The sequence below is a fragment of the Streptomyces sp. MH60 genome (assembly GCF_002939385.1).
Classification (GTDB): Bacteria; Actinomycetota; Actinomycetes; order Streptomycetales; family Streptomycetaceae; genus Streptomyces.
This window is the reverse complement of record NZ_MULI01000024.1, coordinates 74,166-88,791: the sequence shown is the minus strand read 5'-3', so window position 1 is coordinate 88,791 and position 14,626 is coordinate 74,166. Positions and strand designations below refer to the sequence as shown.

The following is a 14,626-nucleotide window of genomic DNA, read 5'->3' as shown; positions in this document are numbered from 1 at the left end:
GCGTCCGGCTGCGGCCCGGGCGGACTCGGCGGCCGCGAGCCGGCCGTCGGCGATGGTGAGCCGCTCGCGGGCGGTGCCGCGGGCGACGGCGGCGGCGCCGAGGACCGCCTGGGCCAGTCCCGGTTCGCCCGGGGCCAGTTCCGGCAGCTCCATGGCGTCACCGGCGGCCTGCTGCATCCGGTGCGCGTCGGCCAGCAGGGTGGCGTCGCCCTCGCGGACCCGGGCCTCGGTGGTGCGGCGCCGTTCGGCGAGGCGCTTCTCGACCTCGGCGAACCGCCGGGTGTCGAAGAGGCGGCCGAGGAGCTTGCCGCGTGCTTCGGCGTCGGCGCGCAGGAAACGGGCGAAGTCGCCCTGGGGCAGCAGCACGACCTGGCAGAACTGCTCGCGGCTCATGCCGAGCAGCTGGGTGATCTCCTCGCCGATCTCCTGGTGGGAGCGGCTGAGGTCCTTCCAGGCGCGGGTCGTCGCGTCGTACTCGCGCAGCCAGGTCTGCGCCTTGTCGACGGTGGTGCCCTTGCCGCGGAGCTTCGGCCGCTCCCAGGGCGGCTGCCGGGTGATCTCCAACCGGCGCCCCGCGACGGTCAGTTCGAGGCGCACCTCGGTGCGGGTGCCGGCGGCCGCGTGGTCGCTGCGCAGTGTGATGCCCTGGCCGCTGCCCTGCCGGGCGCCCGGCACCGAGCCGTACAGGGCGTAGCAGACGGCGTCCAGGACGGAGGTCTTGCCGGCGCCGGTGGGGCCGTGCAGCAGGAACAGCCCGGCGGCCGACAGGTCGTCGAAGTCGACGCTCTGCCCGGCGCCGAAGGGCCCGAAGGCGGTGATGTCCAGCCGGTGCAGCCTCACCGGGCCACCTCCCGCACGTTCTCGTCCGCGCGCACGGCGTCGAAGGCGTCCCGCAGCACGCCCTGCTCGTGGTCGTCGGGCCCGGCGCCGCGCACGTGGGTCACGAAGTCCTCCGCGATCTGCTGGTCGCTGCGGTCGGCGAGGCGCCGGGCATAGGACACGCCGGGCTCGTCGGGGGCCCGCTCGGGGTCGAAGACGAGGCTCAGCGTGTGCGGGAACCGCTCCGTGAGCCGGGCCATGGGCTCGTCCGGGCGGACCGGGTCGGTGAGGGTCGCCTCGACCCACGCGTCCTCGTGCCCGGTCAGCTCCGGGTCGGCGAGCAGGTCCTCCAGCCTGCCGCGCAACCGGGCCAGCGCGCGCGGCACCGGGCAGTCGAGGCGCTCGGCGGTGACCGACCCGTCGGCGTCCAGATCGACGAGCCACATGCTCTTGCGGTGCCGGTGCTCCGAGAAGGAGTACGGCAGCGGCGAGCCGGAGTAGCGGACCCGCTCGGTGAGGGTCTGGCAGCCGTGCAGGTGCCCCAGTGCCACGTAGTCGACGCCGTCGAAGACGCCGGAGGGCACGGCGGCGACCCCGCCGACGGTGATGTCCCGCTCGCTGTCGCTCTGCTCGCCGCCGGTGACGAAGGCGTGTGCGAGGACGACGGAACGGGTGCCCGGCGCGCGCGTGGCCAGGTCGGCGCGCACCCGGTCCATGGCGGCGGCGAGCACGGCCTCGTGTCCCGCCTTCTCCACACCGAACTCGGTCTTCACCAGCGCCGGTTCGAGATACGGCAGCCCGTAGAAGGCCACGTCCCTGTGGGCGTCGGTCAGCACCACCGGGATGCCGCAGCCCGCCGGGTCGGTGCGCAGGTGGATGCCGGCCCGGTCGATGAGCCCGGCGCCGACCCCGAGACGGCGGGCCGAGTCGTGGTTGCCGGAGATCATCACCGTGGGCACGCCGAGGTCGGCGAGGCGGTGCAGTGCGTCGTCGAACAGCTCGACGGCGGCGAGCGGGGGCACCGCGCGGTCGTACACGTCTCCCGACACGACCACGGCGTCGACGGCGTGCTCGCGCACGGTCTCGACGAGGTGGCCGATGAACCCGGCCTGGGCGCCGAGCATGTTCACCCGGTGGAACGCCCGGCCGAGGTGCCAGTCGGAAGTGTGCAGCAGTCGCATGATCCCCGAGACTAACGGGAGGGTCCGACAGCCCGGGAGGTAACTCCCGTTTCGCCCCTCAACCGCATTCCACTAAGCCCTGTTACGCCCTGGTTGTCCGCCTTGTCACGCGTCGCCGTAGGACTCTCCGCCCAGTTCGAACCCGGCCGAGCCCGCAGTGGCGTCGGCGAGCCAGGAGCGGAAGGTGTCCACGTCGGCCTCCGGCAGACCGACCTCGATGGTGACGGCCTCGCCGTACCGCACGTCGCGCACCGCGCGGCCGGCGGTGCGCAGGTCGTTCTGGAGCTTCCCGGCCCGCTGGTGGTCGACGGTCAGCGTGGCCAGCCGGAACCGGCGCCGGGTGAGGGTGCCGAGGTCGTCCAGGGCTTCGCCGACCGCTCCGCCGTAGGCGCGGATGAGGCCGCCCGCGCCGAGCTTGACGCCCCCGTAGTACCGGGTGACGACGGCGACGACGTACCGCATGTCGCGGCGCAGCAGCATCTGGAGCATCGGGACACCCGCGGTGCCGCCCGGCTCGCCGTCGTCGCTCGCCCTCTGGACCGCGGCGTCGGCGCCGATGACGTACGCCCAGCAGTTGTGGCTGGCGTCCGCGTGCTCCTTGCGCACGCCCGCGATGAACGCCTGGGCGTCCTGTTCGGTGGCGGCCGGGGCGAGGGCGCACAGGAAGCGCGAGCGGTTGATCTCGGTCTCGTGCACACCCGCGCGGGCGACCGTGCGGTACTCGTCCTGCATCCGGCCAGCCTATGCGCTCGCCCCGCCGCGTCCCCCGGCAGCGTCGTCGCGGCCGGTGGCGGTGTCCGTGGTCACGGTGCGGAGCCGACGTCCCGGGTGAGGTGGAGGCCGAGGAACCGGTCGGCGTAGGCGCAGATCTCGAACCGGGCTCCGTCCGGAAGGTCCGGGTCGGTCTCCACCTGGCGCAGGACGCGCAGCACTCCCGGGGCGTCCAGGTCGTCCTCCCAGGCGGCCCGCAGCCGGTCGCGCACCTCGCCCGGTACGGGACGCGAAGGGCGCCGGGCCCAGTCGGCGACCGCGCGGCGCAGGCGGGCGAGGGTGTCCCGGGCCTCGTCCAGCGCGGCCGCGTCCAGCTCCACGCGCGCGTGGTGGTGCCGTTCCAGCAGGACGAGGCGCACGGCGTCGGGGTCGGCGAGGTCGGGGTCGGCCGGGTGCATCGGAGCGACGGCGACCGTCGTCACGTCGGTGGCGTCCCGGTCCCCGCCCTCGCCCGCCCCTTCAGCCACGACGCGCAGACTCTGCCCCGGGCCCGCCCCGTGTCCGGCGGCGGGGCCGTCCTCGAAGGGCCGGACGCCGAGCGCGGCGGCGTCCTCACGCAGCCGGTCCCGCTCCGCCACGCCGGTCAGGACCGTCCACACGGGCGTCCCGTCGAGCTCCAGGGCCCGCGCCAGGAGGTCCGCGGCCAGCAGGACCCGCAGGGCGGTGGCGTCGCGCTCCGGCACGTGCGCCTCGACCCGGGTCGGGGCCCGGCGGGCGGGGGCGGCGAGGACGGGTCCTCCGGTACGGGCGTCGATGATGCGCAGCACGAGGCGAGCGTAGGCGGGACGGCGTGGTCGCGCACCGGGGCGCGCTCGCCGCGTCCCGCCCGGCGCTCGGGAATCCCGGCACGTCGCCGTCCGTTGTGCGGACCGGGTGGCCCGATCCGCGGGGTGCCCGGAAGCACGAGGAGGCCGCCGGTGTACGGCGACGAGGCAACCGTCCGCAAGATCCTCACCGAGCTGGGCGACACCTGGGCCGTGGTGGGCCTGTCGAACAACCGGCAGCGCGCGGCGTACGGCGTCGCCGAGGTGCTGCAGCGCTTCGGCAAGCGTGTCGTGCCCGTGCATCCCAAGGCGGAGGAGGTGCACGGAGAGCGGGGGTACGCCTCGCTCGCGGACATCCCGTTCGACGTGGACGTCGTCGACGTCTTCGTCAACAGCGAACTGGCCGGGCCGGTCGCCGACGAGGCGGTCGCCAAGGGCGCCCGGGCGGTCTGGTTCCAGCTCGGCGTGGTCGACGAGGCGGCGTACGGGCGGACCCGGGCCGCGGGCCTGGAGATGGTGATGGACCGCTGCCCGGCGATCGAGCTTAACTCCCTACGTTAGCAGCATGAGAAAGCCCCGCTCATCTCCGGCAAGGTACGGAAGTGAGCGGGGCTTCATCCGCCCGAACCCCCTGACTGACTGAGGGTGTCGGCGTCGGGCGGGAACCCCCGCACCCCTGGCGGGAGAGGTGCTTACCAGGGGTGCGGGTTCGGGGCGCGGACGAGGAGTGCTGAGGTTGGCGCCCTGCCGACCTCAACGGGGGCGCCACACTCCCCGTCGCGCCCTCCGCGAGCCGGACGCACGGGCGCCCGGTCCGCGGGTCTGTGGGGGTCAGATGTACGGAGGGGTGAAGCCGGGCCCCCAGTAGTGGACGCCACGGAACACTCCGTCTACGACGATCGGGCCGCAGTGCACGACAGCCTCCGCCGGCTCGTCGTGGGCCGGGACGTCGCACACCACGGTTACGCCCTCCCACACGTCAGCCTGCTCGGCATCCGGCGGAGGCTTCGCGTCGTCGGGGAGCGCTTTGGAGACTCCGCACGCGCTCATGCCTGCCGCCTTTCCGGCTCCAGCGCCGGGAACAGTCCCGTCGGATAGCCCGCGGGCGCACTGCTCGGCGTCACGCTGAAGTTGACGATCCGCGTTGTCCGGTAGCGCGTGTGCCACGGCCTCTCGGAGGCGTGCCTCTTCGCCCACTCCACGGGGTCCATGCCGGGCTTGATGGGGACCATGTCGACGCATCCGACGCATTCGATGTAGTCGCCGGCCCAGACGTCGTCGAGTTCCTCGCCGGAGGAGACTTCGGGGAACGGATCTCTGCTCGTCACTTCCGCCCCTCCTTGTGCGGGTGACGGCCGATCTCGACGAGGAGATCCGACGCCTTCGACGGGTCATAGAAACGCCCGCTTGCGTCGAGCGCCTCCTCCCGCTGCCGCGCGAGAGCGCCGCATACGTCGCACCCGGGGGCGGGCTTTGCAACCTCGTCCAAAGGGTCCGTCAGCGAGACCGGTGCTTCAGGCAGTGCACTCCGTAACGCCATTCCCCCACCTCCCGGAATCAGGCACACGTCACAACGAAGCCCCGTACATTCGGTGACTCGCCGTGTGCGGAATGGCACGTCTAGTGTGTCGCCAGTCGGACGAGGATTGCAACCCGACGGGCAACATCTACAAAATTGCATTCTGATCTAAGCGGGACCCGGTCCGCTGTGGAAAGCTGTAGCCCCGTCGCAGTACGCGGCGAGAAGATGGCCACGAGAGGGGGCGCAATGGGTGAGCCGACAGTGCGCACGCGACAGCTTGGCGGAGAGCTGGCCCGTCACCGTGACGCCGCCGGGCTGAAGATTTCCGACGTCTCAGAGCGTCTCGGGTGGCCTGCCTCGAAGCTGAACCGCATCGAAAAGGGCCGGCTGGGGATCAAGCCCGGTGACCTTGACGAGCTGATGGACGTCGTCGACATCACCGACGCCGCAAAGCGTGACGTCCTCCACCACATGGCCCGCCACGGGCGTCAGCGCGGATGGTGGCAGACCTACCGCGACATCATCTCTCCTGCCTACGCCGACCTGATCAGCCTGGAGGACGGCGCCCGCTCGATGCGGACCTACGAGTCAATCCTGATCCCGGGACTCCTCCAGACGGCTGCGTATGCCCGCGCGACGATCGAAGCCATCCGGATGGACTCCACGCCGGAGGAGGTTGACGCGCTCGTCGACGTCCGCATGGCGCGTCAGTCCGTCCTCTCCCGTCGGGAGCCCCTGGAGCTGTGGGCAGTCATCCACGAGGCCGCGCTCCGTCCCCGGGTCAAGAGCCAGCCACAGATGATGAAGGAGCAGCTACAAACGCTGCTCGACAAACAAAGACTTCCGCACGTGTCCATTCAAGTACTCCCGCTCGACGCTCCCCCGCATGCCGGGATGAGCGGCTCCTTCGCGGTGCTGGGCTTCCCGGAGACGGCGGATCTTGACGTCGTCCTCGTGGAGGCTCTGACGAGTGCGTTGTACGTCGAGGACACTGCGGAAGTGCGCCGGTACGGCAGCGCCTTTGAGCGGCTGAGGGCCGCAGCGTTGCCGTTCGACGCATCGGCCGACCTCATAGAACAACTGAAGGACTCCATCTCATGACCAAGATCCCGAACGCGTCCGCGACGGGCTTCGACTGGACCAGGTCGTCGTACAGCGGAGGCAACAACAACTGCATCGAGGTCGCCCACGGCGCCGTCCCTGCGGCTCTCCCCGTGCGCGACTCCAAGGCCCCCACCGGGCCGGCGGTCCTCTTCTCCGCCGACTCGTGGTGGGGCTTCGTCGACGCCGTGAAGCGCGGCGACGTCTGATCTAGCCCGCAACGCAAAGAAGGCCCCTGCCTGATGGCGGGGGCCTTCGTGGTGGTGCTACTTCTTCCCCTGGCGCTCGCGGACGAGGGCCAGGCACTCCGGGCAGAGGGGGTTCCCTCCGGGTCCGTAGCGGCGGGTGGGCTCGTGGCACTTCGTGCACGGGCCGGTTTGTGCGCTCATGAGGTTAGGGTACGTCGACCTGCGAGCGGACCCAGTCGACCACATTCCGCGTCGCCTGGCGTCGCTCCGCCGTCGTCAGCGGCGACACTGTGCCGGAAGCATGAGCCGGCACCCGTCGGACGACTCGCCCGTCCCAGGTGACGATGTCGACGACATCCTCCCCCTCTACCCGACGACGCTCCAGCATCCGGCCGTAGCTCCTCGTCGTCGTACACAGCCACTCGCACCCCGTTCGCGGCCCCTTGTGGTACCCGCACCACTCCCCCGGGTGCAACGTGCGGTAGTCCTTGTCCCAGCGGAGGCGCCACTCGTGGTGCCACGTCTCCAGGGCCTTGATGTCCCGGTCCAGCTTGACGAGCCGGGCCTCACGGGCCGCGCGTGCCTCACGCTGCTTGCGCTCGCGCCGGAGCTGGAGGAGGGAGCCGAAGACTCCTCGGTCGGTGCCGACGGACTCCTGCCGGCCGTCGGCGTAGGTGATGGAGGTTGTCACAGCGCCCCCTCCATGTCGTAAGACGGTTCAGTCTCTCCGTCGTCACAGCACTCCGCGGCCTCGTCGTCGACCTCTTCGCCGCACGAGTTGCAGAAGTAGTAGACCGGCGTCGGCTCGTCGTCGCTCACGCCCGCCCCTCCGCCTCGTCGGCCGCGCGGAGGAGAGCGGCAGCGAGTTCACGGGCCCGCGCGGGGGTCAGCCCCATTGCGTGACCGTCTTCCAGGCCCTCGGTGACAGCGAGCCACACCCCTTCGTCAGCGAACGCGGGGGGTACGTCGGCGCCGCTACGAACCTGCGCCCAATCACCGTGACGTCCTTCGATCAGTGCCCTCATGACTCTCCCTTTCTCACGCGCCCACGGGGCGCAGGTTGTAGACCTTACGGACCTCGTCGAGGTCGACGCGCGGTCCGTCGTTCGTCCGGTACTTCGTCAGGCGGGCCTTCGGACCGTTGGCAGCGCCGCGGATGGTCTCGGACGCCACCTTGGCGACGTCGGCGGCTTCGGCGTAGGTCACCAGAACGGGCGCAGGAGGCGCCGGGACGGACTCGGCGGCCTCTCCCTCCTCCGGAGCCTCCACAGGCTCTCCAGCGGCCTCCTGCGGCCCCTCGTCGGCCACTTCCGCATGTCCCTTGCGCGAGTGGACGAGCAGCGAGCCGCCGAAGAACGCGAGCACCGGCCATGCGGCGACGAGGACACGGAGCATCGCCGGAGGGTGCTCCAGGTCGACGACGCCGGCGGTCGCCACGTTGGCACTCATGGACGCCGCGAGGGAGAGCCAGAACCACAGGCGCGCGGCGGCAACGGACTCGCCCTCCTCCGCGTCCCGGACGCGCTTCCAGGCCATGACCAAGAGGACGTCGACGGACACGGGGTAGGCCCACGCCTTCCATCCACCCTGCCCCGCGGCCTCCGCGATGTCGTGGATGTGGGCGAAGGAGAGTGCGGCGGCGATGACGGCTTGGATGAGAAGGGGGTCCAGCCGGCGGAGTGCTCTCATGGCTCCTCGTAAGTGTGCGTGGATGGTGAGTGGTAGACCGGAGCCCCTGTCACCGGAATTGACAGGGGCTCCAGGGTCAGGACAGGTACGGCAGAGGGCTGATGAAGTCGTTGCCCGGTGCGGAGTCGGCGGTCAGCCACTCGTCGAAGCGGTCGCGCTGCATCTCGTTGGGGAACAGGTCCCCCCACACGCTGGTCGCGCGCTCCATGCGGGTCTCGATCTCGTCGAGGAGCCAGCCGCGCAGGATCGTCACCTTGCGCTCGGCGGGCTGGCCGTTGGTGAGCATCCACGTCTCGGCAAGGCGCTCGTTACTCAGACGGCCGATGGATGCGCGGGCGATGATCTCAGACTGCTCTGCCTTAATCTGCTGCGCGTTCACGATTTCCCCTTACGCGAGTGCCTTTCGCTGTGCCCTCAGCATGACAGGGTTATGTCGACCACACAACCCCGTCGCGTAAAACGACTCACGCGACTTCAGCGATCAGCGCCACCCGTCGCACCCGTCGGCCAGCGAGGGTGATGACGTGGCCCCCGCGGACCCGGGTCAGTTCGTCGCCCCGGCGTTTTGCCAGGCGGAGGAAGTGGAGCCGCGCGTCCTCGTCGACGAGGAAGGACAGTCCGTCCTCGAACGTCAGGCGGAACACGGCACTTCCTCCCCCGCTCGGTTGACGACGATCTCCGTGTCGGCCGGCACGATGGCGTAGCCGCCACCCTCGAAGTCCAGGCTGGCGCTGCTCTCGCCCCACGGCCATGCGTCGTCGGATGCGGTGCGACGGAACCCGTGGAGGCTGAATCGGTCACCCTGGCGGACGTCGCGGGCGGGGATGGGCAGTGCGGGCATGGCTCCTCCTGTGAGTGGTTGGCGGTACAGGAAGAGCCCCTGTCACCGGAATTGACAGGGGCTCATGTGCGGCTAGAAGAGGGCCAGCGACTCCGCGGCCTCCTCCGTCGCGTAGTGGCCCGGCTCGATCTCGACGAGGTAGGCGGGGATCTCGTCGGTGAACTTGACCCTCGGGAATGGCGCGGTCGACGCACCCGGGGTTCCGTGGGTCGGGAAGGTGCCACGCTCCGCGCGACGGATGCTGTTCTTAACCTCCGTCACGTCAAGGTCGCGGAGCGGGTACCACCGGGCCCGCTTCAGCTCGTCGGCCTTGCGGTGCAGGTTGGCCAGGTTCGCCCGACGCATCTCGACAAGTGCCGCCTTCACTGCCTTCGTGTGTGCCGTTTCGAGCTGCTTCACGGTGCGGACGCGCCCGCCCAGCTCCGTGCGGACGATGCGCTCTTCGTCGGCGACGCGGAGTACGGTCTCGCGGCGGCCGACGGAGGCCGACTCCTCCTCCGCAGGGGCCGGCTCACACCACTCGACATCCTTCCGGCTGTACGTGATCTTGCTACCCGACTCCGAGTTGCCCGGTGCGTCCACGCACACGTGAACCGTGTCGTACAGGGTGCTGTACCCCACCAGCGTGCCCGTCCAGTCGGCGTGCGCCGAGAGGTGTCCCGCGGCGAACCGGACCGTCCGGCGGGCTTTGATGTCTTCGGCGGTGGGGATCGTCTCCATGATGAGCCTTCCATGAGTGCCTTGCGATGCGACGACTATGGCACGGGTTATGTCGACCACACAACCCCACCGCGTGAAACGACTTACGCGACTACGCCCGACGCAGGAGACTGAACCCCGTCCCGTTCCCCTCGCAGGACTGGAGGACGAGGGCCGGGTTCCCCACGAAGCCGGGGATCTTGCCGCCCTGACGGTTGATGCGCAGGTGGCCGTAGACCTTGTACGTCCCCGCGAGCGGGCCGGAGATGACGCGGACCGTGCGGCCGACGGGGACGCGGGAAAGCCACTGGTAGCCCTGATAGTTGTGGCCGGCCAGGATGCGCCCGGCGTACATCGTCAGCGTGCCGGCGTCGATGCACTCCTGAGCGTGGCCCGTGCAGTCTCGGTAGAAGCTGACGCGGATGTCCGCGGGCGCCTTCCCGGGCCGCTTCACGGCGGGCTTCTTCGACGGCTTGACCACCGTCGGGGACGGGGTCGGCGTCAGTGTCTTGCGCTCCTCGTCCCGCGTCGTCTGGCGAGGCTCCCGCGGCTCCGGACGGAACGGCGACGGAGAGTTCGGGGAGGGCGTCACGACGGGTGCCGTGCCGACGTCCTTCAGGAGCGGAGAGGCCGGCGCCTGTGCGTCGGGAGCGATGGTGAACGCCAGGGCGGCGACGGTTGCCACGGAAGCGGTGAGGACGGCTGCGCGGAAGGGGAGTCGGGAGGGCTTCGGCATGGTCACTTCTCCTCGTCCTGCGGCACCGGTCCCCCGGCGCGCTTCATGTCGGTGTGGAGCTGCTCGACGGCCGCCTTGCGGTTCGTCGACGCCGTGGTGTGGAACCGGTCGAAAGCGGCGCGGACGGCGTTGTCGTTGGGGTTGCGCTTCATGTGCTCTCCCAAGTCGTTGGGTCTTTCTGGTGCCCCACGGCGGATTCGAACCGCTCCCGCGACGCTGGGGGCGTCTGTGTGCGGGCCTGCCGTGTCAGCGTGGGGCGACGTGCTACGCGTACCGCTTGCGGTAGACCATGTTCGACGCGATCAGCTCCCGACCCTGCGGGCTCCGGACGTTGCGCTCCGCGCCCCTCATTCGCTTCATCTGCGTCTGGAGCGTCGCCCCGTAGCGGTTCGTGCGAAGGAGCGTGCGCTTCATCGTCTCGACGTTCATGGCCTTCCCTCCCCTTGGGGGCCCCTCCTGGAAGGAGCCCCCGTGTGTGCCTTGCGATGAGACGACTATGGCACGGCGTATGTCGACCACACAACCCCGTGAGGGGAAGTCGCGTGAAACGACTTACGCGGCTACTTGCCGACGGCGAAGCGGAGGAGGCTGTCCTGATCCCCCTGCCGCACCGTCCCCCGCTCGTTGATGACCTCCAGCGTCCAGGACGAGCCGGCCCGGACCGCCTTCGCCACGGCGATGGCGTTGCCGGAGCCCAGGAGCGACGGCCAGATGTCCGCTACCTGCGCCGTGCTGCCGCCGGAGGAGTCGTAGACCTTGAAGGAGACGTTCGCCGCCTTGCGGAAGTCGGAGCCCTTCTTGTACGCGGCGCAGACGAAGACGACGCTGGTCACCTGCGGCGGCACCCGGGTGAAGTCGACCTCGATCAGCTCGTCGTCGCCGTCCCCGTGCCCGGTCTGGTTGTCGCCGGAGTGGGTCACGGCGCCGTTCTGGAGGGGGTCGGAGACGTCGAGTCCGGCGAGGCGGACGGGGTCGTTGCCGCTCATGAGGATGGCGAAGGCGTCGAGGTCGGTGCCGCGGGCCTTGCGGGCGAAGCCCATCAGTCCGCCGGAGCCCCCGGTCGTGGTGTCCCACGAGGCGCCGATGCCCAGCTTCGTGACGCCGTCCAGGGGGTTGGCGCCGTCGTCCTTGGTCAGGGTGACGATGTTCGTGGCGGTGGTCATGTGCTCTCCTTCGTTGGTGGTTGGCGGTGTGCGAGTCGTTTTACGCGTCAGCGCTCGTCCAGCTCCACGGCCAGGGCGACGACGTCGGCTCCGGTGTGGTCGGTGTCGGCCAGGAGGCGCTTCGCTTCGGTGACGTGGTGGGCGAAGGAGGAGGAGGGGGTCGGCTCCGGGCTGGCGTCCGCCGCGCTCTCGATGAGGTCGGCCGGCTCGTCGGTGACGGGTTCGACGTTGTCCAGGGAGATGAAGTAGGCGTACTCGTCGACGTCGCCCAGGCGGGTACGGACGTAGTCAACGCCGTTGTCGTTGTCGTAGTCGGTCGCGTGAACGGTGATGATCTGGCCCTCACGCACGGGCGCGCAGTTGGCACCAGCCTCCGTCACCCGGAGCCGGTCACCGACCTTCGGACGGGTGTCGCCCACGTGCTCCACCTCCATGCACCACCACGTGGTGCGGTCCGTCAGCCGCACGCGGTACGTGAGGACGGAGTCGTCGGGGTCGACGATGTCCAGCGTGCCGACGTCGCCTTCGTGGCGGCCACGGTCGCCAGGGGCACTGCGAACGATGCGGACCCGGTCACCGACCTTGACGTCGGGCGTCGGGGCCGGCGCCTCCGCCTCTCCCCCGTCGATCTCGTCGGCCAGGGCGAGGATGCCGCGGGCGAAGGTGCGGGCGTCGTCGGGCGGACGTAGGCAGAGACCTTGAGCGTCTCGTTCTGGAGGGCCCGGAGTCCGACAAGTCCGTCGCCATTCTGCGGCACCGCCATGAAGGTATCGTCAGCGTCGTACTTGCAGCGAACCGTGTACTCGGTCATGTTCTCTCCTCAGTTCGTAACTTCGAGTCGCGTGAGTCGTTTTACGCGGCGGGCACGTACTAGAGCGTGTCAACGGTGTAGCCGTCGAAGGTCTCTCCGTCGCTGCGGGCCTCGACGGCGTACATCACGTCGTCACCCCAGAGGACGGCTTCGTCGGGGCGGACGCCGGAGAGGTCGTAGTCGTCGAGGGAAGGGAGTCGGTTCATGGCTGATCGTCCTGTCGTGGGTTGTGGTCAGGTGTGTGCTTCACGCACTGAGGCCGTGCGCGGTGGCGACGGTCAGGGCGCTGTCCAGTCCGCGGGAGCGGAGCTTGCGGAGGGCGGTCGGCTTGACGGCCAGGTCGTCGCACGTCTCCGTCTCCTCCTGCTTCGTCATGCCGACGCCGTAGAAGGCACGGAGCGCGTATGCCTGGCGCGGGGGGATCTGCGTCATGAGCCACCGGGCCAGGTCGACGCGCTCGAAGGAGTCGGGGGCGTAGGCGGAGTGGTCCGGGAGAACGTCGGAAAGCGTGAGGCCGGATCCGTCGGCGTCATCTCCTCCGGCGGGAGCGTCGAGGCTCGTCACATCCGCGAGTGCTTCGAGGAGGGAGACGAACATCTCCCGGGAGATCTTGTGAGTGGCACTCTTCTGGCCTTCCAGCTCCTCCCAGACCTTCTCGACGTTGCCACCGTGACGCCACAGGAGGTGCCGCACGACGATCGCGGCCGACGCGGGGATGGATACCGGGCACGAGTTGCTGATGTGCGCCTCCGTCACGGCCCGGCGAGCCGCTTGGTACACGTAAGTCATCAGCGCTGCGGAGGAGGCGTCGGAGTCGAAGTCCTTGATGCGCTGGATCAGCACGACCCGCGCCTCCTGGAGGTAGTCCTCCGCGTCCTCCCGGCTCGCGGTCGGGGCGACGCTGCGGACGATGCCGCGGAGAGTCGCGTCCAGACCCATGACGATCTGCCACATGGCGTCGCTGTCCCCGCCCTGCGCGGCGCGGATCTGGTCGGCGTTGATCTGGTCGCGGCTCATGTGATCTCCTCCGTGTGTGCCTTGTACTTGTGTTGTGTCGTAATCCGGAGCGAATGTGACGCTCGTGTTTTGTGACCTGAGTCACACAGTGTTCGGGGTAGACGAAAGCCCCCGTCCCGCGTCGGAACGGGGGCGCGCCGCGTGAGTCGTTTTACGCGGGTCAGACGGCCAGGTACTTGATGTCGAGTCCGAACGACTCCGCAAGGGAGACGTCAGCTACGGCCGCTGAGCACTTCTCCCAGCCGGCGAGGCAGTAGAGCACCGTGGCCGTGGCCCATTGGAGTACGGCATTGAACGCGGGAACCGCTCCCAGGAGCCCCGCCATCTCCGCGAGGAAGCCGATCGATTCGTCACTGTCCTGCGGCCCCGTTACGATGATCAATTGTGGTTCCCCCTGGGAAATGGAGGGCCGTGTCCTCCCCCTCCCACTGGAGAAGCGCACGATCCATGGATGCGGAGACGCCGCGAGTCGCTGCCACTGCGTAGGCGAGCCATTCGGCGCCATTTTTGAGTTCTGCCTGTAGTGCGGTACGTCGCTCGTCGAGCGCCGTCGCCTCCGTGGGCCGGCCCGGGTCTCGTGTCGCCATCCGCCCCGTGCCGTCCGCATCCACGTCAGGCCGTCGGCCCGGCATGTCTGCTGCGTCGTCGTAGACGGTCACGAACTGCCGGACTTCGAGCGCCGCCTGAATCAGCGCGTCGATCAGTTCTGACATTCGGTGTCCATCTGCGACGTGATCAGGACTGTAAGTCACACAACCTCCACAGGCAATGAGCATGCGGCCGGATCAAGTCCGTTGTCTGCGCCGCTATGTGATGGAAAGTCCGATTCAAACCGGCCACTCGTCTAGACCGCTTATGTCGGTCGACCAATCTCACCTGGGGTTATGTCGGCCGACATGTCTCAGAGTTCAACCAGTTTGCGTTATGAAGTCGTTACCTTCACAAGTCCCCCACAACGTGTCGCGACCGTTCCGCGTCGCCCTACGTGACGGACCGGGCGTGGGACGTGAAGCCCTCACCAGCACTTTTGGACATCCATGACACGACATCCTGGTCACCCTTCGCGCGGTTGCATGTAGCGCACGCCGGCGCCAAGTTGAGCCACTCGTGAACGCCGCCCCTCGCAAGCGGACGGACGTGATCCACCTCCGCTACAACCATTTGTGTAAACGAGGCGTCACAGTAGGCACAAGACCAGTCCTCCGCCTCCTCCCACCGTCGCAGAACGTCACGACGGGAGGGGGAGAGCGGGGGCTCCGGTGGCCGGAGAGAGGGCGTGACGCGGATGGGGCGGGCCACGGACCGCACGGCAGGGGGACGGAAT

Annotated in this window: 26 protein-coding genes; 3 read left to right on the top strand and 23 right to left on the bottom strand. The window is 69.5% G+C overall.

Features of this window, described 5'->3' with window-relative positions; translation table 11 throughout:
- From BZZ08_RS17705 to BZZ08_RS17690, 4 genes are all read right to left on the bottom strand, one after another.
- The coding region (locus BZZ08_RS17705; RefSeq protein ID WP_133169209.1) for an AAA family ATPase at positions 1-840 on the bottom strand (840 nt) is incomplete at its 3' end.
- Complete coding sequence (locus tag BZZ08_RS17700) at positions 837-2,000, bottom strand: exonuclease SbcCD subunit D (RefSeq protein WP_104633204.1); 1,164 nt, start codon at positions 1,998-2,000, stop codon at positions 837-839. The genes BZZ08_RS17700 and BZZ08_RS17705, both read right to left, overlap by 4 nt.
- A gap of 105 nt (positions 2,001-2,105) precedes the next feature.
- Positions 2,106-2,732, bottom strand: coding sequence for a YigZ family protein (locus tag BZZ08_RS17695; RefSeq protein ID WP_104633203.1), 627 nt, complete (start codon positions 2,730-2,732; stop codon positions 2,106-2,108).
- Between the two features lie 71 nt (positions 2,733-2,803).
- Positions 2,804-3,538, bottom strand: a complete 735-nt coding sequence (locus BZZ08_RS17690; protein WP_104633202.1) for a hypothetical protein — start codon at positions 3,536-3,538, stop codon at positions 2,804-2,806.
- Positions 3,539-3,688: 150 nt separating this feature from the next.
- On the opposite strand from BZZ08_RS17690, the gene BZZ08_RS17685 reads away from it, so the two are divergent.
- Complete coding sequence (locus BZZ08_RS17685) at positions 3,689-4,096, top strand: CoA-binding protein (protein ID WP_104633201.1); 408 nt, start codon at positions 3,689-3,691, stop codon at positions 4,094-4,096.
- Between the two features lie 485 nt (positions 4,097-4,581).
- On the opposite strand, the gene BZZ08_RS17675 is transcribed toward BZZ08_RS17685, so the two are convergent.
- Positions 4,582-4,863 (bottom strand): hypothetical protein, encoded by a 282-nt coding sequence (locus tag BZZ08_RS17675; RefSeq protein WP_104633199.1) that lies wholly within the window; start codon positions 4,861-4,863, stop codon positions 4,582-4,584.
- A gap of 440 nt (positions 4,864-5,303) precedes the next feature.
- On the opposite strand from BZZ08_RS17675, the gene BZZ08_RS17665 reads away from it, so the two are divergent.
- Positions 5,304-6,158 carry a helix-turn-helix domain-containing protein gene (locus tag BZZ08_RS17665; RefSeq protein ID WP_104633198.1) on the top strand — a complete coding sequence of 285 codons (855 nt, stop codon included), beginning with the start codon at positions 5,304-5,306 and terminating at the stop codon, positions 6,156-6,158.
- The gene (locus BZZ08_RS17660; RefSeq protein ID WP_104633197.1) at positions 6,155-6,367 is read left to right on the top strand and encodes a DUF397 domain-containing protein; all 213 of its coding nucleotides are present in this window, start codon (positions 6,155-6,157) and stop codon (positions 6,365-6,367) included. Before BZZ08_RS17665 ends, BZZ08_RS17660 begins: the two co-directional genes overlap by 4 nt.
- A 57-nt stretch (positions 6,368-6,424) precedes the next feature.
- Here BZZ08_RS17660 and BZZ08_RS39855 read toward each other — a convergent pair whose 3' ends face one another.
- The 18 genes from BZZ08_RS39855 to BZZ08_RS40120 form a co-directional block, all read right to left on the bottom strand.
- On the bottom strand, positions 6,425-6,547 hold the full coding sequence (locus tag BZZ08_RS39855) for a hypothetical protein (RefSeq protein WP_274543273.1): 123 nt from the start codon (positions 6,545-6,547) through the stop codon (positions 6,425-6,427).
- Positions 6,548-6,551: 4 nt separating this feature from the next.
- A complete protein-coding gene (locus BZZ08_RS17655; protein WP_104633196.1) occupies positions 6,552-7,037 on the bottom strand; it encodes a hypothetical protein in 486 nt (161 codons plus the stop codon).
- A complete protein-coding gene (locus BZZ08_RS39850; RefSeq protein WP_274543272.1) occupies positions 7,034-7,165 on the bottom strand; it encodes a hypothetical protein in 132 nt (43 codons plus the stop codon). The genes BZZ08_RS17655 and BZZ08_RS39850 overlap by 4 nt, the downstream gene beginning before the upstream one ends.
- A 219-nt stretch (positions 7,166-7,384) precedes the next feature.
- Positions 7,385-8,035, bottom strand: coding sequence for a DUF2637 domain-containing protein (locus tag BZZ08_RS17645; protein WP_104633194.1), 651 nt, complete (start codon positions 8,033-8,035; stop codon positions 7,385-7,387).
- A gap of 76 nt (positions 8,036-8,111) precedes the next feature.
- The gene (locus BZZ08_RS17640; RefSeq protein ID WP_133169208.1) at positions 8,112-8,414 is read right to left on the bottom strand and encodes a hypothetical protein; all 303 of its coding nucleotides are present in this window, start codon (positions 8,412-8,414) and stop codon (positions 8,112-8,114) included.
- A gap of 85 nt (positions 8,415-8,499) precedes the next feature.
- The gene (locus BZZ08_RS17635) at positions 8,500-8,679 is read right to left on the bottom strand and encodes a hypothetical protein (protein WP_104633192.1); all 180 of its coding nucleotides are present in this window, start codon (positions 8,677-8,679) and stop codon (positions 8,500-8,502) included.
- Positions 8,667-8,876 carry a hypothetical protein gene (locus BZZ08_RS17630; RefSeq protein WP_104633191.1) on the bottom strand — a complete coding sequence of 70 codons (210 nt, stop codon included), beginning with the start codon at positions 8,874-8,876 and terminating at the stop codon, positions 8,667-8,669. The genes BZZ08_RS17635 and BZZ08_RS17630 overlap by 13 nt, the downstream gene beginning before the upstream one ends.
- A 72-nt stretch (positions 8,877-8,948) precedes the next feature.
- Positions 8,949-9,656, bottom strand: coding sequence for a hypothetical protein (locus tag BZZ08_RS17625; RefSeq protein WP_133169207.1), 708 nt, complete (start codon positions 9,654-9,656; stop codon positions 8,949-8,951).
- Positions 9,657-9,687: 31 nt separating this feature from the next.
- Complete coding sequence (locus BZZ08_RS17620; RefSeq protein ID WP_104633189.1) at positions 9,688-10,311, bottom strand: hypothetical protein; 624 nt, start codon at positions 10,309-10,311, stop codon at positions 9,688-9,690.
- A gap of 2 nt (positions 10,312-10,313) precedes the next feature.
- Positions 10,314-10,463, bottom strand: a complete 150-nt coding sequence (locus BZZ08_RS38855; protein WP_157953349.1) for a hypothetical protein — start codon at positions 10,461-10,463, stop codon at positions 10,314-10,316.
- A 112-nt stretch (positions 10,464-10,575) separates the two neighbouring features.
- Entirely contained in the window at positions 10,576-10,740 is a 165-nt protein-coding gene (locus BZZ08_RS38850; RefSeq protein ID WP_157953348.1) for a hypothetical protein, read from the bottom strand.
- Positions 10,741-10,871: 131 nt separating this feature from the next.
- Complete coding sequence (locus tag BZZ08_RS17615) at positions 10,872-11,456, bottom strand: TerD family protein (protein ID WP_104633210.1); 585 nt, start codon at positions 11,454-11,456, stop codon at positions 10,872-10,874.
- 65 nt (positions 11,457-11,521) lie between these two features.
- Complete coding sequence (locus tag BZZ08_RS17610; RefSeq protein ID WP_133169206.1) at positions 11,522-11,893, bottom strand: hypothetical protein; 372 nt, start codon at positions 11,891-11,893, stop codon at positions 11,522-11,524.
- A 451-nt stretch (positions 11,894-12,344) separates the two neighbouring features.
- On the bottom strand, positions 12,345-12,491 hold the full coding sequence (locus BZZ08_RS39015) for a hypothetical protein (RefSeq protein WP_198601545.1): 147 nt from the start codon (positions 12,489-12,491) through the stop codon (positions 12,345-12,347).
- A gap of 40 nt (positions 12,492-12,531) precedes the next feature.
- A complete protein-coding gene (locus BZZ08_RS17600; RefSeq protein WP_104633186.1) occupies positions 12,532-13,302 on the bottom strand; it encodes a sigma factor in 771 nt (256 codons plus the stop codon).
- Positions 13,303-13,462: 160 nt separating this feature from the next.
- Positions 13,463-13,684: a hypothetical protein gene (locus BZZ08_RS17595; RefSeq protein ID WP_104633185.1), complete on the bottom strand. Its 222-nt coding sequence runs from the start codon at positions 13,682-13,684 to the stop codon at positions 13,463-13,465.
- Entirely contained in the window at positions 13,653-14,015 is a 363-nt protein-coding gene (locus tag BZZ08_RS38605; protein WP_133169205.1) for a DUF7169 domain-containing protein, read from the bottom strand. Before BZZ08_RS38605 ends, BZZ08_RS17595 begins: the two co-directional genes overlap by 32 nt.
- Before the next feature lie 268 nt (positions 14,016-14,283).
- Positions 14,284-14,601 (bottom strand): HNH endonuclease, encoded by a 318-nt coding sequence (locus BZZ08_RS40120; RefSeq protein WP_446750261.1) that lies wholly within the window; start codon positions 14,599-14,601, stop codon positions 14,284-14,286.
- Positions 14,602-14,626: the final 25 nt, after the last annotated feature.

Bases quoted from the DNA above. Each gene is read 5' to 3' on its own strand.
- BZZ08_RS17700 (WP_104633204.1), bottom strand. From the start codon at position 2,000: ATGCGACTGCTGCACACTTCCGACTGGCACCTCGGCCGGGCGTTCCAC.
- BZZ08_RS17695 (WP_104633203.1), bottom strand. From the start codon at position 2,732: ATGCAGGACGAGTACCGCACGGTCGCCCGCGCGGGTGTGCACGAGACC.
- BZZ08_RS17665 (WP_104633198.1), top strand. From the start codon at position 5,304: ATGGGTGAGCCGACAGTGCGCACGCGACAGCTTGGCGGAGAGCTGGCC.
- BZZ08_RS17660 (WP_104633197.1), top strand. From the start codon at position 6,155: ATGACCAAGATCCCGAACGCGTCCGCGACGGGCTTCGACTGGACCAGG.
- BZZ08_RS39855 (WP_274543273.1), bottom strand. From the start codon at position 6,547: ATGAGCGCACAAACCGGCCCGTGCACGAAGTGCCACGAGCCCACCCGC.
- BZZ08_RS17645 (WP_104633194.1), bottom strand. From the start codon at position 8,035: ATGAGAGCACTCCGCCGGCTGGACCCCCTTCTCATCCAAGCCGTCATC.
- BZZ08_RS17630 (WP_104633191.1), bottom strand. From the start codon at position 8,876: ATGCCCGCACTGCCCATCCCCGCCCGCGACGTCCGCCAGGGTGACCGA.
- BZZ08_RS17620 (WP_104633189.1), bottom strand. From the start codon at position 10,311: ATGCCGAAGCCCTCCCGACTCCCCTTCCGCGCAGCCGTCCTCACCGCT.
- BZZ08_RS38855 (WP_157953349.1), bottom strand. From the start codon at position 10,463: ATGAAGCGCAACCCCAACGACAACGCCGTCCGCGCCGCTTTCGACCGG.
- BZZ08_RS38850 (WP_157953348.1), bottom strand. From the start codon at position 10,740: ATGAACGTCGAGACGATGAAGCGCACGCTCCTTCGCACGAACCGCTAC.
- BZZ08_RS39015 (WP_198601545.1), bottom strand. From the start codon at position 12,491: ATGAACCGACTCCCTTCCCTCGACGACTACGACCTCTCCGGCGTCCGC.
- BZZ08_RS17600 (WP_104633186.1), bottom strand. From the start codon at position 13,302: ATGAGCCGCGACCAGATCAACGCCGACCAGATCCGCGCCGCGCAGGGC.
- BZZ08_RS38605 (WP_133169205.1), bottom strand. From the start codon at position 14,015: ATGTCAGAACTGATCGACGCGCTGATTCAGGCGGCGCTCGAAGTCCGG.